The 26664-nt window shown below is 54.6% G+C and carries 22 protein-coding genes; 10 read left to right on the top strand and 12 right to left on the bottom strand.

The window, feature by feature from the left end:
• Positions 1-284 precede the first annotated feature (284 nt).
• Positions 285-1319 carry an N-acetylmuramoyl-L-alanine amidase family protein gene (locus GSQ62_RS20515; RefSeq protein ID WP_161891236.1) on the top strand — a complete coding sequence of 345 codons (1035 nt, stop codon included), beginning with the start codon at positions 285-287 and terminating at the stop codon, positions 1317-1319.
• A gap of 156 nt (positions 1320-1475) precedes the next feature.
• Here GSQ62_RS20515 and GSQ62_RS20510 read toward each other — a convergent pair whose 3' ends face one another.
• On the bottom strand, positions 1476-2222 hold the full coding sequence (locus GSQ62_RS20510; RefSeq protein ID WP_161891235.1) for an SDR family NAD(P)-dependent oxidoreductase: 747 nt from the start codon (positions 2220-2222) through the stop codon (positions 1476-1478).
• Between the two features lie 276 nt (positions 2223-2498).
• Here GSQ62_RS20510 and GSQ62_RS20505 point away from each other — a divergent pair, with 276 nt between their 5' ends.
• Positions 2499-3887, top strand: coding sequence for an MBL fold metallo-hydrolase (locus tag GSQ62_RS20505; RefSeq protein WP_161891234.1), 1389 nt, complete (start codon positions 2499-2501; stop codon positions 3885-3887).
• Between the two features lie 428 nt (positions 3888-4315).
• On the opposite strand, the gene GSQ62_RS20500 is transcribed toward GSQ62_RS20505, so the two are convergent.
• From GSQ62_RS20500 to parS, 3 genes are all read right to left on the bottom strand, one after another.
• Positions 4316-5581 carry an alkaline phosphatase family protein gene (locus GSQ62_RS20500; RefSeq protein ID WP_161891233.1) on the bottom strand — a complete coding sequence of 422 codons (1266 nt, stop codon included), beginning with the start codon at positions 5579-5581 and terminating at the stop codon, positions 4316-4318.
• A 91-nt stretch (positions 5582-5672) separates the two neighbouring features.
• A complete protein-coding gene (locus GSQ62_RS20495; protein ID WP_161891232.1) occupies positions 5673-6140 on the bottom strand; it encodes an RES family NAD+ phosphorylase in 468 nt (155 codons plus the stop codon).
• A complete protein-coding gene (parS, locus tag GSQ62_RS20490; RefSeq protein ID WP_161891231.1) occupies positions 6137-6559 on the bottom strand; it encodes a type II RES/Xre toxin-antitoxin system antitoxin in 423 nt (140 codons plus the stop codon). The genes GSQ62_RS20495 and parS overlap by 4 nt, the downstream gene beginning before the upstream one ends.
• Before the next feature lie 497 nt (positions 6560-7056).
• On the opposite strand from parS, the gene GSQ62_RS20485 reads away from it, so the two are divergent.
• Positions 7057-7785: a tetratricopeptide repeat protein gene (locus GSQ62_RS20485; RefSeq protein ID WP_161891230.1), complete on the top strand. Its 729-nt coding sequence runs from the start codon at positions 7057-7059 to the stop codon at positions 7783-7785.
• 216 nt (positions 7786-8001) lie between these two features.
• Here GSQ62_RS20485 and GSQ62_RS20480 read toward each other — a convergent pair whose 3' ends face one another.
• Positions 8002-8451: a hypothetical protein gene (locus tag GSQ62_RS20480; protein WP_161891229.1), complete on the bottom strand. Its 450-nt coding sequence runs from the start codon at positions 8449-8451 to the stop codon at positions 8002-8004.
• 329 nt (positions 8452-8780) lie between these two features.
• Between GSQ62_RS20480 and GSQ62_RS20475 the strand changes: the two genes are divergently transcribed.
• Together GSQ62_RS20475 and GSQ62_RS20470 are read left to right on the top strand one after the other, a co-directional pair.
• Complete coding sequence (locus tag GSQ62_RS20475) at positions 8781-9656, top strand: methylated-DNA--[protein]-cysteine S-methyltransferase (RefSeq protein WP_161891228.1); 876 nt, start codon at positions 8781-8783, stop codon at positions 9654-9656.
• A 119-nt stretch (positions 9657-9775) separates the two neighbouring features.
• A complete protein-coding gene (locus GSQ62_RS20470) occupies positions 9776-10654 on the top strand; it encodes an OmpA/MotB family protein (RefSeq protein ID WP_161891227.1) in 879 nt (292 codons plus the stop codon).
• A 124-nt stretch (positions 10655-10778) separates the two neighbouring features.
• Here the strand turns inward: GSQ62_RS20470 and GSQ62_RS20465 are convergent, their stop codons facing one another.
• Positions 10779-11219 carry a DUF2062 domain-containing protein gene (locus GSQ62_RS20465; protein ID WP_262886661.1) on the bottom strand — a complete coding sequence of 147 codons (441 nt, stop codon included), beginning with the start codon at positions 11217-11219 and terminating at the stop codon, positions 10779-10781.
• 538 nt (positions 11220-11757) lie between these two features.
• Between GSQ62_RS20465 and GSQ62_RS20460 the strand changes: the two genes are divergently transcribed.
• From GSQ62_RS20460 to rmuC, 5 genes are all read left to right on the top strand, one after another.
• The gene (locus GSQ62_RS20460) at positions 11758-14580 is read left to right on the top strand and encodes an outer membrane beta-barrel protein (RefSeq protein WP_161891225.1); all 2823 of its coding nucleotides are present in this window, start codon (positions 11758-11760) and stop codon (positions 14578-14580) included.
• 213 nt (positions 14581-14793) lie between these two features.
• Positions 14794-16173, top strand: coding sequence for a DEAD/DEAH box helicase (locus GSQ62_RS20455; RefSeq protein WP_161891224.1), 1380 nt, complete (start codon positions 14794-14796; stop codon positions 16171-16173).
• 228 nt (positions 16174-16401) lie between these two features.
• Positions 16402-17394, top strand: coding sequence for a zinc dependent phospholipase C family protein (locus tag GSQ62_RS20450; RefSeq protein WP_161891223.1), 993 nt, complete (start codon positions 16402-16404; stop codon positions 17392-17394).
• 253 nt (positions 17395-17647) lie between these two features.
• Positions 17648-18484, top strand: coding sequence for a histidine phosphatase family protein (locus GSQ62_RS20445; RefSeq protein WP_161891222.1), 837 nt, complete (start codon positions 17648-17650; stop codon positions 18482-18484).
• 337 nt (positions 18485-18821) lie between these two features.
• Positions 18822-20156: a DNA recombination protein RmuC gene (rmuC, locus tag GSQ62_RS20440; RefSeq protein WP_161891221.1), complete on the top strand. Its 1335-nt coding sequence runs from the start codon at positions 18822-18824 to the stop codon at positions 20154-20156.
• A gap of 470 nt (positions 20157-20626) precedes the next feature.
• On the opposite strand, the gene GSQ62_RS20435 is transcribed toward rmuC, so the two are convergent.
• The 6 genes from GSQ62_RS20435 to GSQ62_RS20410 all read right to left on the bottom strand — a co-directional run bounded on the left by GSQ62_RS20435 (position 20627) and on the right by GSQ62_RS20410 (position 26542).
• A complete protein-coding gene (locus GSQ62_RS20435) occupies positions 20627-21895 on the bottom strand; it encodes a pyridoxal phosphate-dependent aminotransferase (protein WP_161891220.1) in 1269 nt (422 codons plus the stop codon).
• A gap of 417 nt (positions 21896-22312) precedes the next feature.
• Positions 22313-22657, bottom strand: coding sequence for a 50S ribosomal protein L20 (rplT, locus tag GSQ62_RS20430; protein WP_161891219.1), 345 nt, complete (start codon positions 22655-22657; stop codon positions 22313-22315).
• An 84-nt stretch (positions 22658-22741) separates the two neighbouring features.
• A complete protein-coding gene (gene rpmI / locus GSQ62_RS20425) occupies positions 22742-22936 on the bottom strand; it encodes a 50S ribosomal protein L35 (protein WP_161891218.1) in 195 nt (64 codons plus the stop codon).
• 24 nt (positions 22937-22960) lie between these two features.
• Positions 22961-23485: a translation initiation factor IF-3 gene (gene infC, locus GSQ62_RS20420; RefSeq protein ID WP_161891217.1), complete on the bottom strand. Its 525-nt coding sequence runs from the start codon at positions 23483-23485 to the stop codon at positions 22961-22963.
• A gap of 117 nt (positions 23486-23602) precedes the next feature.
• Entirely contained in the window at positions 23603-25540 is a 1938-nt protein-coding gene (thrS, locus tag GSQ62_RS20415; RefSeq protein ID WP_161891550.1) for a threonine--tRNA ligase, read from the bottom strand.
• A gap of 6 nt (positions 25541-25546) precedes the next feature.
• Positions 25547-26542 carry a tetratricopeptide repeat protein gene (locus GSQ62_RS20410; RefSeq protein WP_161891216.1) on the bottom strand — a complete coding sequence of 332 codons (996 nt, stop codon included), beginning with the start codon at positions 26540-26542 and terminating at the stop codon, positions 25547-25549.
• Positions 26543-26664 lie beyond the last annotated feature (122 nt).

The raw sequence follows: 26664 nt of genomic DNA, 5'->3' as shown, positions 1-26664 counted from the left end.
TCCTGCCGCCGTACATCGGATTGTGAAAGAAGCGTGGTTCGCAGCGGCTTCAGCCGCATTATACATAGCCGCTTTATATATAACACATGCAATGGCATAGCACCTTCTCCGGAAGGAAGCTTCGGCGGAAGCTATAAAGGTTTGTCTGTATGACCGAAAATTGCTTCTTCCGTTTATACTGGCTTTCAGCTATATAGCATCCAGTGGCTTCTGAGGATTTTCATCGGTAGGATTTTTTTTGTACTATAGCTGTGGTTTCTTTTTCGTTGCTAAACTTTTATTTTGTGCGAGTTAGTTTTCTCCTTCTCATTTTATACACCTTTTCAACACAAGCCTTCAGCCAGCAGGCGTCTTACCCGCAGGTGGTGGCCAAGGCAGGCGATGGCATTTACCTCCTGCTGCGCCGGCACGGGCTCGACCCTTCGGTTCACCTGGCTCCTTTCCTCGACCTGAACAAAGAAAACATTGGCAAAGGCAACAGCCTGTACACGGGCAGAACGTACCTGCTCCCCATCGACACAGCCGAGCCAAACCCTGCGGAGGCGAAAGCTGAGCCTGCCACCCTGAAAGTGACCTCTGGCCTCACCGCCACTATTCCGCTCTTCGGTAAAAAATATGAGCGGGTGGAAATACTGGATCAGCAACTGAAAGGCGCGGTGTATTACCTGGTGTCGGGGCACGGAGGCCCGGATCCGGGGGCTATCGGCAAGTACGGCTCGCACATGCTGGCGGAAGACGAATACGCCTACGACGTAACTGCCCGCCTGGCCCGCCGCCTGATGCAGCACGGTGCCACCGTTTATATGATCATGCAGGACGAGAACGACGGCATTCGCGACGAGGCCATCCTGAAGATAGACCGCGACGAAGTAAACTACTCTGCGCAGAAAGTGTCGCTGGACCAGCGCGAGCGGCTGCACCAGCGCACCTCGGCCATCAACAAACTGCACGCCAAACACAAAGGCGCTTACCAGCGCATGCTCTCCATCCACGTCGACAGCCGCAGCAAGGGCCAGAAAATCGACGTGTTCTTCTACCACCACAAAAACAGCCTGCTGGGGCAGAAACTGGCCGATGCCATCCACCGGACCTTCACCACAAACTACCGGCAGCACCAGCCCAACCGCGAATACTCCGGCACTGTGTCGGACCGCAGCAGCCTGTATGTGATCAAGTACAGCGACCCGCCCACGGTTTTCATTGAATTGGGCAACATCAAGAACGACCTCGACCAGCGGCGCTTCGTGAGCGCAAACAACCGGCAGGCCCTCGCAAACTGGATCGCCGAAGGCATCATCTCCGACTTCCGAGCGAAGTAAGGCTGCAGCAGTCGCCTTCGCAGCTATTTTCTTCATTCAAGCTTAAGCTATATATAGCTCAGGCTGGGGTATATAAGGCCGCCTGCTTTACAGAGGCGAATGTCGCTTTCTGAGGGGCTGCCATATATAACACCTGCGGACAGGGCTATATATAGATTAAGCCTGTGCGCCCCCGTCTACAGCCAGGTGGGTGCCGTTGCAGTAACTTGAGTCGTCGGAGGCGAAGTACAGAAAAGCTTTGGCTATCTCCTCTGCCCTGCCCAGCCGATTGGCAGGCGTGCCTGACGCCCAGTGTTGCAGCATCTCCTGCGGTACGGCGCGCAGCATGGGCGTGTCGGTATAGTAGGGGCAGATGGCGTTGGCGCGGATATTTCGGTCGGCATACTGCACGGCTATGTTTTTGGTGAGGCCAACCAAGCCGTGCTTGGCGGCGGTGTAGGCCGCCAGTCCCCGCTCGGCCATCAGCCCGGCCAGCGACGCCATGTTCACGATGACGCCTCCGCCCTGCTTCAGAAACTGCTGCAGTTCGTATTTCACGCAGTAGAACTGCCCCGTCAGGTTCACGGCGATTATCTTCTCCCACACACGCTCCTCCATGTCGTGGATGCCGGAATACACCCCGCCAATCCCGGCGTTGTTCAGGGCCACGTCCAGCCGTCCGAAATTCGCCACCGTTGTGCCGATAGCACTTTTTACGCTTGCCACATCCGCCACGTCAACCGGCACAAAAAGCGTTTCGGCCCCATGGGCTTTTATTTCCTCCATCGTTTGTTCGTGCTTCACGCGGGGCAGATCGGCCACCACCACCTTTGCGCCCTCTTTCGCTGCCTCCAGGGCACACGCCTTGCCGATACCCGAGTTTCCGCCCGTTATGAACACCACTTTATGCTCTAGTTTCTTCATAGCTAACCCTTAGATTCTTCCTAGCTAACTTCGTCATTCAAATTGTATGATACGGCATCCCGACCCGCACCGGAGGCACAAAGGCAGGATTTATACATGCCTGTAGATTATATAGCGTACCGGGAACGGCAGCCCAAGCCGCCCACATCCTGCTTTTGAAATTCATATACGTAGCTGGAATTTAGTCCTTCGGCAGCGGCGGCACGTATTAGACCACCACATCCACCATCGATCTAAGGCACCGACCCGCTTCTATACACAAACCTCAAAGCTCTTATGGCAAACGACAAATCCTTGGTGCAACTGCTGTTTATTGGTGCGGCTGGCACGGTTACTGGCTCCAAGACGCTCTTGCAGACACACAAACACAAACTGCTCATCGACTGCGGCCTGTTCCAGGGCAGCAAGTCGGAGCGCAAACTGAACAAGCTGAAGAAACTCCCCTTCAATCCCTCCGAACTGGACGGCATCATCCTGACACACGGCCACCTCGACCACAGCGGCTTCCTGCCGGTGCTGGTGAAGAAAGGCTTTACCGGCCCGGTTTACGCCACCACTCCCTCGCGCGACATCACCGGGGTGATACTGCAGGACAGCGCCCATATACAGGAAGAGGACGCCCGGGAGGCCAACCGCAAGCGCAGCGAAGGCAGCAAGCCCCTAAAGCCGCTCTACAGGCAAAAGCACGTGAACCGCACGATGGACCTCTTCCAAACCTACGGTGACAACGAATGGGTGCAGTTAGACGATGACGTGCGGTTCCGGTTTCATAAGAGCGGGCATATCCTCGGTTCTGCCCTGGTGGAGTTGGAGGTGGAAGGGCACCGGTTTGTATTCTCAGGAGATCTGGGGCAGCGGGAGCCGCTCATTCTCGACGGCCCCACCACCCTGCCGGAGGCAGATTATATCATCATGGAGGCTACTTACGGAGACAAACTGCACGATAATTCGGTGTCGCCTTACCAGGCGCTGGAGGAGGTGGTGAAGCACACGTTTGAGAAAGGCGGCAACCTGGTCATCCCCAGTTTTGCCGTGGAGCGGGCCCAGGAGATTATCCTGATCCTGAACAACCTGATGGACGAAAAGAGCATTCCGGCGCTCCCGATATACCTCGATTCCCCGATGGGGTCCGGCATAACGGAGATTTTCCAGCGGCACCGCGACTGGCACAACCTTTCGGAGGCTGAGTGCGACAGCCTGACCAAAAACGTACACATCATCGGCAGCTTTGAGGAAACCCTGAACGTCCTGAACGCGGACGGCCCGAAAAGCAAAATAATTATTGCCGGGAGCGGCATGGCCACCGGAGGCCGCGTTCTCTACTACCTGAAGCAGTTGGTGGGCGACAGCAAAAACACTGTGCTGCTGGTGGGGCACCAGGCTGCCGGCACCCGCGGCCACCAGTTGAGCAGCGGGGCCGCAACCACTGAGATTGAGGGGGAGGAATTCGAGGTTAAAGCTGAGATAAGCCAGATCGGCTCCCTCTCCGCACATGCCGACCAGGGGGATTTGCTGTGGTGGCTGGGCAAGTTTGAGCGCCCGCCAAAGCGGGTTTTTCTAAACCACGGCGAGGAGGCCGCCACAAGGGCTCTGAAAAAACTGATAGAGGACACCTACCACTTCCCGGTGACAGTGGCGGAGCGAAACAGAATTTACCCGCTGTAATATATGACGCTGGCGAGATCTGGAGATATGGCCTGCCGCCGTCTGTCCGTTATTACTTCCCTGAAGGGGCGGCACCTACGCACAAGTGGTTCGGTGAGGCCATTATCGGATTTAGGAGGCAGTTTCATGGAGGACAGTGAGGGAGACGCCGTAGTTTCGCGCGTATGTGGACTCAGAACGGGTTATGCCCATTCCGTTGCTGACATTGCGGCCCCGAAGAAACGCTTGGCCACGTCCGCACGAATGCCGACATCTCTGCTGGCGTAACACAGGCGGGACATGGCCTGGGCCTTGGTTTTCCGATATACCAGCCGAGCCGAGACAGCGAGTAGGGTTATATACAGATTCAGCTAAGTGTATAAGCCGCTCTCCCTCACATCAGGAGGCCCGGCTTTTGTGTTTTTCAGATCAGAGGGAATGGCATATGGCTACCTGCGCTTGAGCACTTCCGCTGCAAGTTCTTTCTTCCCGTCGATTTTGTGGGTATAGGGCAAGCCGAGTATCTCTGCCACAAGCGGGTATATATGAATGTTCTGGTAAGCAGTAATCCTGATGCCTTTCCGGAAAGCCGGGCCCCAGGCGTAAAAGGTGGCGTGCATGTCTTTTACTTCGGCCGGATCGTAGCCATGCGCGCCGGGAGCCGGAGGGCGCGCTGAGAAATTGAAAACCAGGGGCGCTTCCGTCAGCAGCAGAATGTCGCCGATACGGTGGAAAGCGTCAGCCTTAGCGCCATAATGCAGGTGCCGGGGCATGTTTTGTTTGCGGTACACCTTATAGCCTTCCGCTTCTTTTTTCAGTTTCCGGTAGGTGCTTTTGATGGCGTTCCTGTCTTTGGCGTGCAGCTCCACCACCATGCCCCCGCCCGACACGATAAACTTTGCAGTATCCACAGCAGCGGGCAGCGGCAAGGTGTTCTCTGTATCAATTTGGGTCATGCCGTGGTCCGATACGAATATGAAGTTCACCGGCAGCCCCGTGGTGGCAACCGCCTCCGTCAGTTTTAGGATGTTGGCATCCAGTTGCTGGACCGCCGTCTTCGTCTCAGGTGCATCGGGCCCGAAGTCGTGCCCGGCATGGTCTACCTCCGGCAGGTAAAAGGTGATGAGGTGCGGCCGTTTCTCCTCCGGCAGTTGCAGCCAGTCCACCACCGTTTCCACCCGGTCCTCAAACGCCGCATCCTCGTTATACAGGTAGTAGTAGGTGGGGCGGATGCCTTTGATGGGCGCCTCAGAGCCTACCCAGTAATAGCTGGCCGTGAGCATCTGCTGCTGCTCGGCCAGCACCCACAGCGGCACGCCGCCGTACCAACTGCCGTCCTCCACTTTGCTCCTTTCGCGCATGGTATAATACTCCTTCCGCTGCGGGTCGTAAAAATGGTTGTTGATGAGCCCGTGCGTGGCCGGGTACATGCCCGTGACGAGGGTATAGTGGTTCGGGAAAGTCTTGGAAGGGAACGACGGTACCATGGATGCCGCCGCTACGCCCTGTGCCCGCAGCGCCTGCAGGTTCTTCGCCTCATATTTATCAGCATAATCATACCGGAAACCATCCGCTGAGATTAGGATGACATATGGCTTTTGCTGCTGCGCCGGGCTGTTGCGCCGACCAGGAACTATCTGCTGCGTGGTATCTGTCTGGGCGAAGGCTGTGGCGGCCAGTACCAGGAAGTATAGGAGAAGAAGAGGCCTTTTCATATAGATAACAAAGGTAAATTCAGGCTTTCACAGCGGCACCATTGGGAGTGTTAATCTTATATATAAACTAGCGGCCGACAGCGTCTACTGCTTACGACTCTTTCACGAACAGGCGCTTGTCGAATTCAAAAGGAGTGGTTTGGAGGATGCGCACGTCCCGGAAGGCCTGGTGGCGCGGGTTGATGAGGTAATTGCTGGTGCCCTGCACTGTGGCCGACGGCACCTTCAGCGCCAGGTATTTCCCTTCCAGCACAAAAGCGTCTCCAATCTCCTGGGTACTGTTGGCATGCGGAAAACTTTTCCAGTCGGCGGGGAGGGCATCTGGGCTGAGTTCCAGTATGGGGGCGCTGTCCGGTAACTCTATCCGGATGAGGTGGTAATCGGCGGGTACGATGCCTAGCGGCATATGGACGGCAATCTCCACGGTGCAGAGCGCGATAGACTCGCTGGTGTAGAGGATGGCCACGCCTTTGCTGTTCCAGCGGCCCCCTGCCAGCTCGGCCCCACGCCCCGAGAGGTCATTTTTGAACTTGCCCCTGCTGAGCCTGTAAACGATCATGCCAGCACGCCGTGCTCAATGCGCGTCAGCTCGTCTTTCAGCAGCCCGATGCCAAAGCTGCTGTCCAGAAGCTCCTTGGGTTTGATGCCGCCCAGGGCCAAGTTCTTCGCGCTCAGCCAGGCGTCGAAGTTGGCCTTGTCGCCGAACACCTCCACGCCCTTGTTATATACCAGTGTTATCTCCAGTATCTTCTCCGAGTGCAGCGGGTCGAAGGTGCGCCGGTCTTTTTTGTAGCGCTGGAACGTGCGCTCCGAAAGGTGCAGGAAATTTGACCACTCGGTAGTGCTGAACGGGCTCCTGTCGACGATGTGCTGGAACAGGCCGTACTTTATACCCTCCCGCACCGTGCCGATGAGCTTGAACACGTCCCGGTCGTCGATTTGCTTGTAGCTGAGGTTGTTGGTGAGCGCCTGCGTCATAATCTATAGAAGGTTCTAGTTCAAATATAGCGAAAGTTGTCATATATAAAACGCCAACTGTCGGAAAATAGTTTTTTGCGGCCCAATCTGAACCCGTGCAAGCAGACGAACCACATCACCGGCCACAGCATTTGAAGGTTGGCATATACGCAGCTGTGTCTACTCTGAGCCTGCTGTAAATGTTTGGGGCGGTAATAATCGCATCAGGGGAAACATGTCCACTTTATGTATAAATCGGTGCAGAATTCCCCGCGTTTCCCGCACTTTTCCGAAGGCCTTGGCGTTGAGGGGGCTAAAGCATAGACCGATGAAGATGTGAAGTGACCGTCAGTTAGAGTCTGCGGCGCTACAAAACGGGCTTTTGTAGCGCCGCTGCTGTAGAACCAGGGAATGTGGCCCACGCAGCTGGTTTTACAGGCTGCTTGCGTTGTAACAAACATTCAAGTACATTTATATTCCAGCAGACAAAAATTCCCAAACACTCCATATTACTGAAGATGAAAAAATTACTTTTAGCCGCCGTGGCCTTTGCCTGTGCCACCACCCTCAGCATCGCACAGGAGCAGCAGCCCACCCAAGAGAACCTCCAGGTGCAGCCGATGTTCGGCGGCGCACAGAAGACAGAGGAGCAGCAGCAAAAGGACGAGAAGTTTCTGACCAACTGCGACAAGAGCTTTGTAAACCGGCAGGAAGCCAGCAAGTTTTTTGTGGAGCGCGGCTGGGAATACCTTAACGAAGGGCAGGTGGACACAGCCGTGTACCGCTTCAACCTGGCCTGGCTGCTGAACCCCGACAACAAGGACACCTACTGGGCCTTCGGGCTGGTGACTTCGGCCAAAGGTGAGAATGAGAAAGCCATCGAATTTTATGAGAAGGCGCTGGCCTATGAGCCCAAAAACTCGCTCCTGCTGTCAGACATCGCCGCTACATATCTGAAAGTGTACAGCGAAGGCAAAAAGAAGAAAAGAGATTTGAAGAAAGCCAGCAGCTACCTCAGCAAGGCCGTTGCCGCTGACTCCGCGAATGCCTTTGCGCTGTACAGCCTTTCCAGAGTGAAGTTCTACGAAAAAGACTACACCGACGCCTGGACCTACCTGCACAAGGGGCGGACAGTAGACCTGACGCAGATTGACTATAATTATATCGCGGAGCTGACCGCCCAGATGCCAGATCCGCAGGGCTTCTTCCGGGCAGCGGATGCCGCGCCAGCCACCACGAAAGAGTAAAACAAAGAGCCCCTGCCCTATATAAGCAGGGGCTATTTTCATGAATTTTAACCTTATCAATACGTTGTGAATTTGTCTAAGCAGACCGAAAAGCCTGTTGACAAATATTAATACAGCTTATTCCATTTTTGCATACAAAAATGCAAAACCCAGCTTGGGCAGTACAAGATATAATACTGCGGGTAACAATATTAAAAACTTTATTTTATGTGAGGATTAGCGGGCGAATTCTTCTATGTGCAGTGCTTTGTTGGCTGTCTTCCAATCCTGATTCAAATAATCCAGATTCTCAAAATCAGATTCCCAGACAAGCTTGTCGGCAGTCAACTCCACTATTCTTCGGTAGCGCGTATGGTAGCCGACGGTAATCTGCACCTGCTGGCGGCCATCTATTTCCAATGTCCTATATATTCCTACAAACCCGCTCCCGTTACCGCCCGTAGCCTTTATTTGCCCTTTGTTGAAAGTATAGACCATGCCATTTTCGTAAGGCACCGTGTCCTCAAACTCCATTTTGCCAAACTTGTCAAAGTACTGTAGCCTGATAGTGCCTTTGGTCCAGGAGCCACTCAGCCGCGTCTCAAGTGACGGAGCAACTGTCTCGCTGTCGCTGTCGCACCCGAGCAGGAAGAGCAAAGCGGAAAACATGATAAAAGCTCTTTTCATGTGATAATCTTTGTGGTTTAATAACCCTCTGTGCCATTACTATTTCTCACGGTTCAGAACAATTGAAAGTATATAATATGACTTTAGTTATAAATATTATAAATATACGTAAGACTTATAAAAGCGTTTCTAATAGAGCAGAATCCAAATCAGAAGTGTCGCGGTGTGTTAGGCAGGGGATCGAACACATCGGTTCACAGGTGACAGTATTTTTAAAATTGATATAAACACCACCTCGCCTGTTACTAATGCAGGGGCTCTTTTCTTGTCTACACAAAATCAGCAAGATTCGGGTTGAAAGTCAGGCTCTCTTTTCGGTACTTCACCGCATGAACCATTATGAAACAGTTGCCGAAGCCCTGCGCTACATCCGGGCGAATGCCCTGCAGCAGCCCGACCTGAAGGCGATAGCCGCGCATGTCTGCATGAGCCCGTTCCATTTTCAGCGGGTGTTCACGGAGTGGGCCGGTGTCAGCCCCAAAAAGTTTCTGCAGTACCTCACACTGCGCCACGCCAAAGCCACCCTCGCGCAGTCCGCCTCCCTCTCAGAAGCGGCAGACAGCAGCGGCCTGTCAGGCTCGAGCCGCCTCCACGACCTTTTCCTGCAGATTGAGGGCATCACGCCCGGCGACTATAAAAAACAGGGCGCGCACCTGCATCTGAATTACAGCACCGGCAATTGCCAGTTCGGAAGTTATATGGTGGCCTCCACCCCACAAGGTATCTGCCACCTGCACTTTTACCAAAGCGAGCAGCAGGCGCTGCAGGAGTTGCGGCACCTGTGGCCACAGGCGAACCTCGTAGCGCGACAGAACGAGCTTCACCGGCAGGTGCAGCAGTTTTTCCAGAACCGGCTCACTCCCCTATCGCCAAAGCTGCCGCTGCACCTCCGGGGCACGCCCTTCCAGCTGAAAGTGTGGGAGGCCCTGCTCCGCATTCCGGAAGGGCAACTTTCCTCCTACGCCTCCCTGGCCGGTAGCATCGGGCATCAGCAAGCCAGCCGGGCGGTGGGCACGGCCATCGGCAGCAACCCGGTAGCATTCCTCATCCCCTGCCACCGGGTTATCAAGAGCGTGGGCGGCATTGGTGAGTACCGCTGGGGCAGCGAGCGCAAGATGGCCATGATTGGCTGGGAGGCGGCGCAGCAACAGGAAACCACAGGCCCCGCCCACACCGATCTGCCGCTTTTCCATAGGCAGCCTTAGGCAGTATCAGGTAAAGCGGTTTTTAACCAGTCAGAAATTATTGGCTGCCGCGCTCGCTGTATATCATATATTGGTTATATTTGTTCATCACCCATGAATTAAATTTAGCTGATTTATATATGAAGAAGAATCTACTGAGAGTCTCCGTATACCTGCTGGCTGGTAGCATGGCGCTATCGTCCTGCGTGGTGTCGAAGAAAAAGTACGAAGACCTGCTGGCGCGCAAAAATGCCCTGGAGGTAGACAAATCGGGTCTGGAGCAGGAAAAAGCGACACTGGAGCAGCAGAAGGCAAGTCTGGAGGAGGCGAAAGCAGCCCTGGAGCAGGAACGGGCGCAGTTGGAACAGGAGAAGGCAGAGTACCAGCGCAGCCTGGCCGAGGCCCTGAAAAAAGGCGAGACGCTCGGCGAGAACCTGAACATGAGCAAATCGCAGATTGAGCGCCTGAACGCCGACCTGAAGGCGCGCGAGCAGCGCCTGGCCGAACTGCAGCGCGTGCTCGACGAAAAAGAGCAGGCGGTGGCTAAGCTGCGCAACAGCGTGAGCAAAGCCCTTCTCGGCTTCAACGACAAAGACCTGACCATTGACGTGCGCAACGGCAAAGTGTATGTGTCGCTGGCAGAGCAGTTGCTTTTCAACTCCGGCTCCACCAAAGTGGATCCCAAAGGCGTGGACGCGCTGAAGAAACTGGCAGCCGTATTAAAGGAGCAGCAGGATGTGAACGTGCTGGTGGAGGGCCATACCGACGATGTGCCGATTGCAAGGGGCACGGTGGGCATGCAGGATAACTGGGACCTGAGCGTGCTGCGCGCCACGGAGATTACCCGCATCCTGGCGAACGCCGGCGTAGACCCGCACCGTGTCACGCCTTCCGGCCGGTCTAAATACGTACCGCTCGACGAGGCGAAAACCAAGGAGGCCCGCCAGAAAAACCGCCGCACCGAAATCATCCTGACGCCTAAACTGGACGAGCTGTTCCAGATTCTCGAGACGACCTGATTTTTCCCGGGTTTATATTCAAGACTTAAAAGCCAAAGGGCCAGCTTCCGCGGAAGCTGGCCCTTTGGCTTTTCAACAGCTATATAAGCTGTATATATAAACGTTAAAGGGATTTTCTAATTTCTCAGACTACTACCTCTTGTGGCTTTGGCAGCACTTTCCTGAAAACCGGCAACAGCAGCAGGTACAGCAAACCGCCGAGCGGCAGTGCCACCAGCGCCCACACCGAAAAGCCCGCCAGGTTCGCCATCCACAGCTTGTTGAGCGCCTCCAGCCAGTCCGCCCGGAACAGGGCAATCATCTCATCCAGCGACAGGTGCAGCTCTGACAAGCCAAAGACAAAAATGCCCGTGCGTATAAAGGGAATCATCAGGAGGAGTTGCAGGGGATGCACCAGGTACCCCACCAGCACCGTGGCGGCAATGTTCAGTCGGAAACGGGCGGCAATGGCGGTACTGATGGCGGAACTCACCCCAAAGGCTGGCACAATGCCCGCCACCGTACCCAGGGCCACTGTCGCGGCCAGCTTGCGCGGTGTCATTCCTTGCGTCAGCAGGTTGCGCACAGGCTGCAACAGCCGGCGTTTGTAAAACCCTGAAATAACGCTTAGAACAGACAATGGCTTGCGAGTTGAGATGTATTTAACTGAAACGGATGTACCTCTATATAAGTGCAAAAAGCGTGCACACATTTCAGTGTGCAGTTGCTTTTTATACGGTGGCTGCTCCAAAGTAACCTCCCCTGGTGGGGTTTGTTATAATTATACTGCTTTTTTCTCGGCATAACAAATCGCCGCCACCCATCCGCTAACAAGCCATATATAAACCGGAAGCAACACTCATATAGTTACAGGCTATATATAAGCAACTGGTTACAGATGGTTGAAAGCCAGACCCTCCGGGGGGAGTAACGCCTCTCCAGGGTTGGGTCATAAAGCAACTGTTTAAGAATATGTCGGCCTATAGAAACTGGCAAGCGCCGCCCGTAGATTAAACCCCTGTGCCAGCCGCCTCGCTATTTTTACGATATTTTGGATGGAGGATTAAACCATCTCCCAAGAGGATTGTCTAAACTCAACACATTCCTTCTTATTAATAACCAGCATGAAAAAATTACTACTTACGCTGTGCCTGCTGATAGCCGCCGTTCAGGTTTTCGCACAAGTAGCGACTTTGTCCGGAACGGTGAAAAGTGCGGTGGGCGCGACAGCCTTGCCTGGCGCCACAGTGCTTTTAGAAAATCCCGCTGCTCCTGCGGCCACCCCAACCGCTACCATTACAGATGCGGAGGGAAACTTCCGGTTTGAGCGGGTAGCACCCGGGCAGTACAACCTGAAGGTGAATTACCTGGGCTTCGAGAACTTCAGCCAGTCCGTGAAAATGGAAGGCGCCTCCGTGAACCTGGGAACGCTGCAGCTGCAGGAGGCATCCACCTCTATCAAGGAGGTGCAGGTAATCGGCCGCGTGCCGCTCGGCGACCAGAAAGGCGACACCGCCGTGTACAATGCCGGAGCTTTCAAAACGGCCCCTGACGCCAGCGCCGAGGACCTGGTGACGAAAATGCCGGGTGTAACCATCACGGACGGAAAAGTGCAGGCACAGGGCGAGGATGTGAAGCAGGTGTTCGTAGACGGAAAGCGCTTCTTCGGGGATGATGCCGACGCGGCGCTGCGCAACCTGCCCGCCGGTATAATCGAGAGCGTGGAGGTTTTCGACCGCCAGAGCGACGCCTCCCAGATGAGCGGCTTCGACGACGGCCAGCGGGAGAAGACCCTGAACATCGTGACCAAGGAGGAAAGCAGGAAAGGGCAGTTCGGCAAAGTGTCGGCTGGCTACGGCACCGACGAGCGCTATATGGTCGGCGCGGCGGTCAACTTTTTCAACAACGACCGGCGCTTTACCGTCACAGGCCTCACCAACAACATCAACATGCTGGATTTCTCGGTGGGTGAAACGCCGGGCGGCGGCATGCGGGGCAGGCGCGGCGGCTGGGGCGGCGGCACCCCGGACGGCATCATCACGACCAACACCATCGGGGTGAACTACAGCGACATGTGGGGCAAAAAAATGGAGGTGAGCGGCAACTACTCCTTCACCAACAGAGAGTTTGACCAGAGCCGGTACACTCTGCGTGACTATGTGCAGGCGGCCTACCCAGGCCAGGAATATACAGAGACCGTGGCTGGCATCAACACCGAGAATGTCCACCGCTTTAACATGCGCCTCGACTATAAGATGAACGAGCGCAACAGGCTGCTCATTACCCCCAGAATTTCCGTCCAGCAGAGCGGTGCCAACTCCAACCTGTTCGGGCAAACCACATGGGACGAGGGCCTGCTGAACCAGACAGAAAACATATCGGATTCGGACAACGGGAATTACAGTTTTAATAACAACATCTTCTACAGCCACAGTTTCGCGAAAGAGGGGCGCACGTTCTCTACTAGGCTCAACACCGACTACAGCGCGGGGAACGGCGAGCGGTACCTCCTCTCGAACACTATCTTCTCGGATGATGCCGCCCGGAACGAATACCGCAAGCAGTTTACCGACACTGACAGAACCGGCTACTCCTGGGAGGCAAACGTCTCCTACACCGAGCCGGTGGGTGAGAACAGCCGCGTGCAACTGGAGTATGAAATAGGCAACCGGGTAGACGACACGGACAAGCTCACCTATGATTTTGTGGAGCAACTGGAGCAGTACAGCGCGTTGGACACCATCCTGAGCAATACCTTCAAGAGCGAATACCTGACACAGGAAGCGGAGATAGGCTACCAGTATAGCACAGAGGACGTGAGGCTGCAGGTGGAAGTAGAGTACCAGGAGGCAAAGCTGCAGAACGACCAGGTATTCCCGGCGCCATATGATTTGAACCGCACCTTTGGCAGCATCCTGCCCTCCGCCCAGCTGGAATACAAATTTGACGAAACCCGCACCCTCTTCCTGGATTACAGGGCCGATACGGACGCGCCTTCTATTGAAGACATGCAGGATGTGATTGATTATTCGAACACGCTGCAGGTGAGTGTGGGCAACCCCAACCTGAACCAGTCGTTCGAGAACCAGCTCCGGATGCGTTACAGAAGCTTCGACAAGGAAACAAACAAGGTGTTCTTTGCCTTCCTGATGGGCTCACTTGTGCAGGACTACGTGACCAACAGCTCCCTGCTGGTGCAGGACTCGCTGCGGCTGAGCGACGACATCGTGCTGGGAAGTGGCGCCACGCTGTCGCGCCCCGTTAACCTGGACGGCTACTGGAACGTGCGGTCGTTCTTCAACTACGGCCAGCCGGTAAACTTCGTCAACTCCAACTTCAACATGAACGGCGGCTTTGGCTACTCCAGGATTCCGGGCCTGATCATTAACCAGGAAAACGAGACGAACGAGGTGAACTATGCCAACGAGACCAACTTCAGGCTGGGGCTTGGCCTCAGCAGCAACATCAGCGAAAAAGTAGACTTCAACATCTCCACCCGTTCCAGCTTTAACCTGGTGGACAACACGCTGCTGACGCAACAGAACAACAACTACTTCAACCAATCGTCGCAGCTGCGGCTGAACTGGATATTCTGGAAAGGGCTGGTGTACCGCACCGAGCTGAACCACCAGTTCAACTCTGGCCTGTCGGACGCGCTGGAGAATAACTTCATGCTCTGGAACATGAGCCTCGGCAAGAAGATTTTCAAGAACCAGAAGGGCGAGATTAGCCTGAGCGTGAACGACCTGCTGAACCAGAACGTGAGCGTGCGGCGCAACGTGCGCGCCAATTTTGTTGAAGACGTACAAACAAACGTCCTGCAGCGCTACTTCATGCTGACTTTCACGTACAACATCCGCAATTTCGGCGGCCAGCTGCCGGACGACTTGCAGCCCGGCGGCGAACGCGGAGACTGGGGCGGACGTGGCCGCGGAGGGCGCAACTAAATTATATATATAAATCAGGGCAGGCGGCCCGGCATCTGGTGCCGGGCCGTTTTCTATATAGGTATATAGGCGCCAAGGCCAACACAGCGGGCTGAGCAGTCAATCCATAAACCGGAAAGCAACAGAGGCTGCCTTATATATCGCTTCGCCCCATGCCAGCTATTGAAGCGCGGGCAGTTGAAAATTCCTACCTTTACGGTTTATATATAGACCATGACCTCATTCCAAGACCTGCAACTCAAGCCGGAGCTGCTGAAAAGCCTGCAGGAACTACAGTTCACGACGCCAACCCCCATCCAGGCCAGTGCCATACCGTTGCTGTTGCAGGGGCAGGACGTGGCAGGACAGGCAGAAACCGGCAGCGGAAAAACAGCTGCCTTTGGGCTTCCGCTACTGCACCGCCTGAACCCCGGACTGCAGCAGGTGCAGGCGCTGGTGCTGGTACCCACCCGGGAGCTGGCCGTGCAGGTGCGGCAGGAACTGAAACAATTAGGGAAGCATATAGAAAGCCTGAAGGTCAGTGCCTTTTACGGGGGCCATGCCTTTTCGCAGGAGCGCGCGTCGCTAGCGCACCCGCCGCAGGTGCTGGTGGGCACGCCCGGCCGCCTCACCGACCACCTGAACCGCAGAACCTTAAATTTAAGCTTCGCAAAACAACTTATTTTGGATGAGGCAGATAAGCTGCTGGAGATGGGCTTTGAGGAAGAAGTGGACCAGGTGGTGGCCGCTCTCCCCCGGTCGCGCCAGACGATTCTTTTCTCAGCCACCATACCGGAAGGTGTAAAACAACTGATAGCTTCGTCGCTTCAGAACCCGCAGTTCGTGAAAGCCACCGCCACCACCATCCCGGACCAGGTGAAGCTGGTGGGCATAAAGGTAGAGCACACCCAGCGGCAGGAGGCGGTGCTGAGTCTCCTTCAAAGCATCGCGGCCGCGGGCACCGTGGTGTTTGTGACCACACGCGCCGATGCGGACGAACTCACAGATTTGCTGCAGGCACAGGGGCTGGTGGCCAGGGCGCTGCACGGCGGCATGGAACAGCCCGACCGCGACAAGGCCATGACACTTTTCCGGAACGGCACCACGCAGGTACTGGTAGCAACCGACATCGCCGCGCGCGGCCTTGATATAGCGGCGCTGCGGCACATCATCCATTATGAACTCCCCATCGATGCGGCGGCCTACCTGCACCGCAGCGGGCGCACCGGCCGGGCAGGCAAAAGCGGCACGGTATATACCCTCGTCACCCCCCGCGATGAACAGAAGCTGCGCGAATGGGATTTGCTGCAGATGGACGAGTGGCTTAAAACCGATGCCTTACAAAAAGATGCTGCGAAGAAATCAGGGTCAGAAACAGCCGCCTTTGCGACCATCCATATCAGCGGGGGCCGCAAAGACAAGCTCAGCCCCAAAGACATTGTAGGCGCACTGCTGGCTGAAACAAATTTAAAGTCCACCGAAATCGGGAAGATAGAAGTGCAGGACCGGCAGAGCTTTGTAGCCGTGCCCGCCGCAGCTGTTCACACCGCCATCGACAGCCTGGGCAACGGCAAAATCAAGGGCCGCAGGTTTAAAGTAAGCCTGATTAGGTAAGGCGTTATTAACCGGTATAACGTTATATATCAATTTTGCACAAGCCATATATAAAGTAAAGGCTGAAACAACCTGCTATATATGGCCCTGCTGATGTCAGGAGTAATCAGGCTGTCACAGAATTATATTGCTCATCGGCCGTTTCCTTGGCCTGATTACTTTAGCATCGCATTTGCCTGATTTTGGAGCGGATGCACTAATTTGCACCTGATTTATACATACCCTTATATGAAACGCATTTTGCTTCTCGCTGCCGCCTTTCTGTTTTGCAGCGCCCTCTCCTACGGATGGGGATTTTTCGGCCACAAGCTCATTCACCAGCTGGCTATATATAACCTGCCGAAGCAGCTGCAGGGCTTTTACTTCAAGCACCAGAATTACCTCGTCTCAAAGTCCGTGCGACCGGACGAGCGACGCAACGACGACCCGGCAGAAGCGCCCCGCCACTACATCGACATAGATATGTATGGGGAAGAGGCGGTGAACACCATGCCCAAGGCCTGGGAAGCCGCCGCCGCCCGGTACACCGCCGACACGCTGCTGAAATATTGCATCGTGCCCTGGCACGTGGTGGTGATGCAGGAGCGCCTGACTAATGCCTTCAGGCAAAAGAACGCAGACAGCATCCTGTTCTACTCCGCTGATTTGGGCCATTATATCGCCGATGCACACGTGCCGCTGCACACGACCGTGAACTACGACGGACAACTGACGGCACAGAAAGGCATGCACAGCCTCTGGGAGTCGAAGCTGCCGGAACTGTTCGCCCATACATATAAACTGAAAGGTGAAAAGGCCGACTATATCCCTAACACAGAGAAGCAGATATGGCAGGTGGTGCGGCACACCTATTCCCTCATTCCGCAGACACTGAGCGACGAACTGGAGGTCAGCAAAAATTTCACCGCTGAAACCAAGTTTGACCAGGTGGAGCGCAACGGCAAAATGCGCCAGTACTATTCCGATGCCTTCGCGGAAGCGTACCAGCAGAAAACCGGCACGATGGTGGAACAGCAGATGAATGCCGCCGCCCGGCAGGTGGCCAATTTCTGGTACACCGCCTGGGTTGACGGCGGGAAACCAGATATGGACAAGCTGATGTTCGAGCCACTCACCAAAGCTGAGAGAAAGCAGCTGAAGCAGGAGAAAAAGGCCTTCCGGAAAGGTGAGCTGTTTGAGAAAGACATGGTGGTGGCAGCAAAAGGCAAAGCAGGGGAATAAGCCATAGCGTACGCTATGGCAAAAGACAGCGGCTCTGCCTGGTACTTGGGCAGAGCCGCTGTGCTTTCATAGTACCCGTACAGGCCCCTACCTCACCCCACCTCCATACACACTATATTTAAATCCGTACCAGCGGGACCGTTGGGCAGGGAAGTGACTATATAAATTGCACTAAAAGTTGGCATGAAAGTGGTTTATAATGAACTTGGATTCAATACGAAACCCTCCTTGTCGCTGAAAAGTAGTTTTATATATGAAGTCATTATTCCTTGCTACATCCCTATTTGCAATTTTAAACACATTCCCCTCCCACGCACAGCAGAAAAGCCCCATCAAGCAGACAATAGAACGCATTGCACAAAAGTACAGGACCATTACCGCTAACGCGGACGTTGTTACTGCCAACGGCATACCTGTAGCCAAAGAAACACGCTTCATATTACCGGAAGATGAGGTGGTGCCGGATTACAGCAACCTGCGCCAGATTGCACTGGTGCGCCACGGCGAGCCAGACATTGCCAAAACAGGGAAATTCTCCTTCGAGGAGGCGCGCCAGTATGTCACCAAATACGACAGCGTCGGGATTGTGGTGCCGGACAAGCCCTTTTTTGAGATAGAGCGCCCGGAGGAGGTGGCCATCTTCACCAGTTCCATTGCCCGGGCAACGGCCACCGCACGTTATCTTTTCGGCGACTCAACGGACATGACGGTATCCCCGGACTTCCGGGAATTTGAAACCCGCATCAACAGGCGCAATTTCAACTTTAAGCTGCCGATCAAGCTTTGGACTGCGTCAGCACGTCTCCGGTGGATGCTGGGGCTCGGTGAACAAGACATTGAAACATTTGCAGAGGCCAAAGCGCGCGCCGAAAAAGCTGCGGAGTTGCTTGCAGAAGCCACGGAGGAAAAACCGAAAGTGGTGCTGGTGGCGCACGGCTTCCTCAACCGCTACATCAAGCAGGACCTGGAAGAGATGGGCTGGCGCGTGGTGAAAGACGGCGGCTCCGGCTACTTTGCCACCACCGTGCTGGTGAAGCTCGAGCCGAAGAAAGAGGGGAATAATCCTATATCCCTGCATACAGGAGGATAGGTATTATTGCGCCTGGTTCAGTAGTTCCTTCCACCACCAGCCTGCAATGCTGTAAAACAATTCCTCCTGAACCCCCGATCAATAAAGAGCTAGCTTTTGCCATCAAAACCAACCCATTTTATAGACCAGAAATCGAGTTATATATAAAATGGATTGGTTTTTCATATATACCCTATATATGAAAGAACTGCCAGACCATTGCTTTGGCTGCAATCTCAGTTTTACTCATCCATTCTTGCAGCAGTGAAGTTTTCTGGTGGTCAGGGCAGCATACTGTTAAACTAATTTCATTAGTAATTCATGAACAGCATGTGCTAAAAAGCTCTATCTTTACCTCATGGAGATACTGGTAGGAATAGCGGCATTTTTAGCCGGGCTGGTGGTGGCTTATCTGGCGTTGAAAGGCAAGCTGAACGCCCTGCAACAACTGGCAAATCAGGCCGCCGTGACGCAGGGCGTACTGGAGGGGCAGGCAAAGCAGCGGCAGGAGGAGTCGGAGCAGCTGAAGGCACTGCTGCGCGAGGCCCAGACCGAAACCCTGGAACTGACCAACGCCCTTACCAAAACCGAAACCGACTACGACCACCTGAAGCTTCGCCTGCAGGAACAGGGCCGGGAACTGGAGCAGCTGCGCGAGAAATTCCTGCAGCAGTTCCAAAGCATCTCCAACCAGGTGCTGATGACGAATGCCGAGCACTTCCACAAAGCCTCCTCCGAAAACCTGGAGCGCATCCTCTCGCCGCTGAAAGAGCGCATTAAAGAGTTTGAAGCAAAGGTTGATCAAACCTACGAAAAGAGCCTGAAGGACAGCATCTCCCTAAAAGAACAAATCACGCAACTGGCCTCGCTGAACCAGCAGATGAGCCAGGACGCCCTGAACCTGACCCGCGCCCTGAAAGGCGAAAGCAAGACGCAGGGCAACTGGGGCGAGTACCTGCTGGAGAGCCTGCTGGAAAAGTCAGGGCTGCGGAAGGGCGTGCATTACGAGCGCGAGGAAGTGCGCCAGAACGACGAGAGCAGGATATACCGCCCCGATGTAATCGTGCGCCTGCCCGACGGCAAGCACCTCATCATCGACTCTAAAATGTCATTGGTAGCATACGAGGCCTACTGCAGCTGCGAGGACGACCACCAGCAGGAAGTGTACCTGCGCAGCCATATCAACTCGGTGCGGACGCACTTTTCTGATTTAGGGCGCAAAAACTACCACCGCCTCGCCGGCATCAACTCCCCCGATTTCGTGCTGATGTATATCCCCATCGAACCAGCATTCAGCCTGGCCCTCCAGCACGACCACGATTTGTTCACCGACGCTTTCGACCGCAACATTGTGCTGGTCACCACCTCTACCCTGCTGGCCACGCTGCGCACAGTGGCAGGCGTGTGGCGGCAGGAAGACCAGAAGCGCAATGTGCTCCGCATAGCCGAAGAAAGCGGCAGGCTCTACGACAAATTTGTAGGCTTTGTGGAGGATCTGAAGACAATCGGCAAGCACCTCGAAAACAGCCAGAGTTCCTACAATGCCGCCATGAACAAACTTACCGAGGGCAAAGGGAACCTCATCCGGCGTGTGGAGATTCTGAAGGAGCTAGGCGCCAAGACAAGCAAAACCCTGGATGACAACCTGCTGCAGGAGGCGCAACTGACGGAACGGCCAGAGGAGCTGCGTTAGTTTTCAGAACAAGCTCACATCCGATTTTGCACTGTTTACTTCAATATAAACTACAGCAATATATAGATAACTTTACTGATTGTAAACCAGTTAAGCATATATAAAATGCGTGCGCAGCAGTTTGAACTTGGCTCAAAAACCTCCATTCACATATAGAACCCACCGATGAAAAACATCACCATGACCGGCCTTACCACCGCCTTAGCAAGAAGGTAGCGGGCGATTTGCTGCGCGACATCGTAAACCGGGTGCCTCCGCCGATTGGCGCCAAATGCTGAAAGTGAAAACCGGCGAAGAGTTGAGTAATCGCGCCATGTCGCCTACATCCAGCCGCTGGTGGACTACCTGAAAGAGCAGAACACACCATTTAGGAATTACGAGTTACGAATTACAACTGCTCCCTATATATAAGAAGGCCGCTGCAGTATTGTCTGCAGCGGCCTTCTTATATATAGGGATGATTAAAACTGCTAATCCAGTACTTGGTTGGACAGGGAGAGCGCCGCGTTATTCTTTTTTGCTGCTCTGGGCGACTGCCTGTAGGTTTCCAAAAAGCGCGCAAACTTGTCCAGTGTCTCGTCCAGCACCTCCACCGGCGGCAGGTACACGATCCGGAAATGGTCGGGCTGGTGCCAGTTAAAGCCGCTCCCCTGCACCACGAAGATGTGCTGCGCCGCCAGCAGGTCAATCACGAACTGCTGGTCGTTGTGGATGGCGAATTTTTTGGCGTCTATCCTCGGGAACATATAAAAGGCGCCCATGGGTTTCACGCAGGAGATGCCTGGTATGGCAGTCAGTTTCTCGTGGCACAAGGCCCGCTGCTGTCCTAAACGGCCTGCGGGGAGCACCAGATCCCGGACGGAGGGTGTACCCTCCAGGGCCACCTGTATGGCGTACTGCGCCGGCACATTGCTGCACACGCGCAAACTGGCCAGCGTGTTCAGCCCGTCTATATAATCCGCTGCCTTGGCTTTGGCACCGCTCAGCAGCATCCAGCCTGCCCGGAAGCCAGCCGCCAGGTAGTTTTTGGACAGGCCGCTCATCGTGATGCACAGCACCGAGTCAGTCAAAAGCGCCGTGGGGGTATGCACTGTTCCATCGTACAGGATTTTGTCATATATCTCATCAGAGAAAATGATCAGGTTGTGCTCCTCCGCCACCTTCACAATCTCCTGCAGCAGCTCTTTGGAATAAACGGCACCCGTGGGGTTGTTGGGGTTGATGAGCACGATGGCCTTGGTCCTGCGCGTTATCTTGCTCCTGATGTCGGCTATATCCGGGAACCAGTCCGACGACTCGTCGCATATATAATGCACCGGTTTGCCCCCTGAAAATGAAACGGCAGCCGTCCAGAGCGGGTAGTCCGGCGAAGGTATCAGCATCTCGTCGCCGTCGTTCAGCAGCGCCTGCACCGAGTGCATGATCAGTTCGCTCAAACCGTTGCCCAGAAACACATCATCGGCATTTATGTCCTGCAGCCCGATTCTCTCGTAGTAGCGTTTTACCGCCTCGCGGGCGCTCAAAAGTCCTCTGTGGTCTGAATAGCCCTGTGCATTGACAAGGTTCTGCGCCATGTGCTGAATCACTTCGGCCGGTGCGTTGAAACCGAAAGGCGCCGGGTTGCCTATGTTAAGGTTGGTGACGGAAAACCCCTTCCGCTCAAGTTCTTTCGACTTCTCATATACCGGCCCGCGCAGTTCGTACGTGACGTTCCGGAGCCTATCGCTTCGCTCTATCATACTCACAAAATTTTTCAAATATACTATTGCCGACTGACTTCTTTGTTAAAAACAAAAGATGAATTTTAGGGTATTAGCAAGGTCCCGTAGGAAACGTTGCCTATATGGCAATCCTATATACCAGCAGCGGCCTTTGCCGCCGCAATACGATGAGTTGGTACTATCAGCCGCAAGGCAGATTGCAAAAATCAGGCGGAACTCCCGGAGCGGCGCTTCCCGGTGGCGTGTGCGCAGCAGATCGAGGCTGATGCGCCTATGACTGTTGAAGAAGCGGATTATATAGTAAGGGAGACTTCCCAGGTATGGAAGCCGCAAAAAATGATTGCCTGCACGGTCCTGACGCTGATCTATATATTACTATAAACAAAAAGGCTTAGCAACACGCTAAGCCTTCCTGAATCTATGTGTGCAGGTAAATTACTTTACCTTCTCAACGATACTTTTGAAAGCTTCTGGGTGGTTCATCGCCAGATCGGCAAGCACCTTGCGGTTCAGGTCGATGTTCGCCTTCTTCAGGGCGCCCATCAGCGCTGAGTAAGACAGACCGTGCTCACGGGCACCCGCGTTGATACGCTGGATCCAGAGCGCTCTGAAGTCTCTCTTCTTCACTTTTCTGTCGAGGTAGGCATAGCCTAAACCTTTTTCAACTGCGTTCTTCGCAACTGTCCAAACGTTTTTGCGACGGCCAAAGTAACCTTTGGCCATTTTCATTACTTTTTTTCTTCTGTGTCGTGCGGCTACGACATTGACTGATCTTGGCATTTCTTGTGAGTTTTAGCGACTGGTGATTATTGAATCTTTAAAAAACCAGGCACTTGGTTCGTACTGATAATTAACCTGAAATAATTAAATGTTGAGCATGGCTTTTACTCTGTCGGTGTCAGCTGCGCTAACAAGGCCCACATGAGTAAGGTTACGCTTCTGCTTCGTCGTTTTCTTGGTCAGGATATGGCTTTTGTAAGCGTGCTTGCGCTTGATTTTGCCAGTACCCGTCAAAGAAAAACGCTTCTTTGCACCAGATTTAGTTTTTACTTTTGGCATGGTTATATAATTGATTTAGAAAATTTACTTCTTGGCAGGTGCAGCCGCCTTCGGAGAAAGAATCAGGAACATCCGCTTTCCCTCCAGTTTCGGCAGTTGCTCTACCTTCGCCACATCTTCCAGGGCCTGTGCAAACTTGAGAAGCAGAATCTCCCCTCTCTCCTTAAACACAATAGACCTGCCTACGAAATGCACGTATGACTTCACCTTAAAACCGCTCTCGAGGAAGCCTTTGGCGTGCTTGAGCTTAAACTCAAAGTCGTGGTCGTCGGTGTTGGGACCGAAACGGATTTCCTTGATAACCACCTTCTGGGCTTTCGCCTTCATCTCGCGCGTCTTCTTCTTCTGCTCGTACTTGAATTTCGAGTAGTCGATGATGCGGCACACCGGAGGATTAGCTGTCGGCGAAATCTCAACCAGGTCAAGATTCTGCTCATTGGCCATTCGCTGCGCGTCTCTTGTCGAGTACACGCCCTGCTCTACATTGTCTCCAACCACCCTGACTTCCCTGGCAGTTATTTTTTCATTGACTTTGTATGGCTCCTCCACTTTACCACGTGGGATGTAGCGCCTGTTTTGAGTAGCTATAGTTTTACCTCCTTAATTTAGTTTTATAATCAAAGTGCGAATATCGCAATTAATACATCAAAATGAAAACAACTTCCCTTATTTGTTCAGTATCTCAGCAACTTTGCCCTGGAAGAACCCGATAAACTCGTCCACGGTCATGGTGCCGACGTCGCCCTCCCCGTGCCGGCGCACCGACACAGAGCCGCTCTCCTGCTCCTTCTCCCCCACAATCAGCATGAAGGAAACCTTCCGCACCTCCGCATCGCGGATCTTGCGGCCAATCTTCTCGTCGCGGTTGTCCACAAAGCCGCGGATGTCCTCCTGCTGCAGGCGCTCATACACTTGCTGGGCAAAGTCCTGGTACTTTTCGGATATCGGCAGAATGGCAAACTGCTCCGGGCTCAGCCACAGCGGGAAACTGCCGCCGCAGTGCTCTATCAGCACCGCCACAAAGCGCTCCAAAGAGCCGAAGGGCGCGCGGTGGATCATGACCGGGCGATGCCGCTGGTTATCAGCGCCGATGTACTCCAACTGGAACCGCTCCGGTAAGTTATAATCCACCTGAATGGTTCCAAGCTGCCACTTGCGGCCCAGCGCATCCTTCACCATGAAGTCGAGCTTAGGTCCGTAAAACGCAGCCTCCCCCAGTTCGGTTACGGTGCGCAGCCCTTTCTCGGCGGCGGCCTCTATGATGGCGCTCTCCGCTTTTTCCCACACCTCGTCGCTCCCGATGTACTTCTGCTTGTTCTCCGGGTCGCGCAGCGATATCTGGGCGGTGTAGTCCTCAAAGCCCAAGGCTTTGAACACATACAGCACCAGGTCAATTACTTTCAGGAATTCCTCCTTCACCTGATCGGGGCGGCAGAAGATATGGGCGTCGTCCTGGGTAAAGCCGCGCACGCGGGTCAGGCCGTGCAGCTCACCGCTCTGCTCGTAGCGGTACACGGTGCCGAACTCCGCCAGGCGCACCGGCAGCTCTTTGTAGGAACGCGGGCGAACTTTATATATCTCGCAGTGGTGCGGGCAGTTCATGGGCTTCAGGAGGAACTCCTCCCCTTCGTTTGGCGTCTTGATCGGCTGGAACGAGTCGGCGCCGTACTTCTCGTAGTGGCCGGAGGTGACATATAACTCTTTGCTGCCTATATGGGGCGTCACCACCGGCTGGTAGCCAGCGCGCATCTGCGCCTTGCGCATAAATTGCTCGAGGCGCTCGCGCAGCAGGGTGCCCTTCGGCAGCCACAGCGGCAGGCCCATACCCACTTTCTCGGAGAAGGCGAACAACTCCAGTTCTTTGCCCAGCTTGCGGTGGTCGCGTTTTTTGGCCTCCTCCAGGCGCTCCAGGTACTCTGTCAGTTCTTTCTGCTTCGGGAACGTGACGCCATATATACGGGTCAGCTGCTTCCGCGACTCGTCGCCGCGCCAGTAGGCACCGGCCACGTTCATAAGCTTAGCGGCTTTTATATAGGACGTGTTGGGGATATGGGGCCCTCGGCAAAGGTCCACGAAGTTGCCCTGCTCGTAGAAGGTGATGGTGCCGTCGGCCAGATCTTTGATCAGGTCCAGTTTGTACTCATCGCCTTTCTCCGTGAAGTAGGCGACCGCCTCCGCCTTTGATACCTCGCGCCGTGTAAACTCGCTCTTGTTGCGTGCCAGTTCCAGCATCTTCTGCTCCACCTTTGCAAATTCGTCCTGGGAGAACGTACGGTCGCCCAGGTCCACGTCGTAGTAAAAGCCGTTCTCCACCGGCGGGCCTATCCCAAATTTCACGCCCGGATAAAGCTCCTCCAGCGCCTCGGCCAGCAGGTGGGCCGAAGAGTGCCAGAAAGTATTCTTTCCCAGGTCATCGTTCCAGGTGAGCAGTTGCACCCGTGCATCCTCGTTAATGGGGCGCGACAAATCCCAAACGGTGTCGTTTACTTTGGCGGCAAGTACGTTGCGGGCAAGGCCCTCGCTGATGCTCTGCGCAATCTCCAAGCTCGTCACGCCTTGCTCATAAGCGCGTGTGGAACCATCCGGCAGTGTAATGTTGATCATCATTCTCTATTGTTCTGTCTGTGCCTGCTGTACCACTGTGCTGGCAGGCCTTGGGTTTGCAATTTTATATTTCAGGCGGCTGATGGCCTGATAAGCATACGAGTTGCCCGGTGCGACCTGCACCAGGCGCTGGTAGGCTTCTAAGGCATTCATGAACTGACCTGTGCGCTCGTAGGCACTGGCCAGCGTGCTCAGGTATTTCGGTTCGGTGCTATATATGGCCTCAGCTTTTTCCAAATGCGCTATAGCCGCCTCGTTGTTGCCGAGTTTGTGCTGTTGCAGCCCCAGCCAGTAGTGCGCCCCCGCAATGGTGTCGTTCAGGGCAACCGCTTTGGCAAATGCCGCCAGCGCACTGTCCTGCTTTTCCGATGCCTGGAGCACAAGGCCGCTGTAGTACCACAGCATCCCCTCCTCCGGATCCGTGCTCAGGGCGGTGGTTATATAGGGCCGCGCCTCCTCAAACCGTTGCTGCCCTAGCAGCAGCCCGCTAAGCTCGCGCTTCGGCTCCATAAAGGCTGGTGCCTGCTTCAGAGCAAGGCGATAAAGTCTCAGCGCCTGGGCCGTGTCGCCGGTTACTTCCGCTACGCGCCCTTTGTAATAAAAAGCGTATTCATCGTCCGGGGCGAGCTCCTGCGCTTTGTTCAGGTACAAACGCGCCTGCTGATACGCTCCCCGCTCCAGGTACATCTCTCCTAAGAGCACGTACAGCGAAGCACTCTGATATGAGTTGCGCTCGGCCTGCAGAGCCAGCGGCAATGCCTCCTCCGGCCTGCCCAGCGCCCGCAGCACCTGCGCTTTCACAAAAAGGCTGAAGGGCTCGTTGCGCGTCAGCCTTATGGCCATGTCTGCGTCATCCAGGGCCTGTTGCAACTGCCCCGTGCGCAGCAATACCAGCGCCCGGCGGGCATATAAGCTGCCGTCGCGGCTATTTTGCCCGATGGCCGCCGTCAGGTTGGCAAGCTGCGCCTCCGGGTCGTGCCGCACCTCTTGCAGGTTCACCATCTTTTCACTTTTCCCCTCCTTTAGGTTGCAGGAGGCGAAAAGCACCGGCAATACCAACAACAAGCATCTGGACACTCGCACCATCAACGGCCTTCTTATACTTTATAGGGAGCAACTACCAC

Source organism: Pontibacter russatus (genome assembly GCF_009931655.1).
Classification (GTDB): Bacteria; Bacteroidota; Bacteroidia; order Cytophagales; family Hymenobacteraceae; genus Pontibacter; species Pontibacter russatus.
Note: the sequence above shows the minus strand (reverse complement) of the source record. Positions and strands in the feature narration are given on the sequence as shown.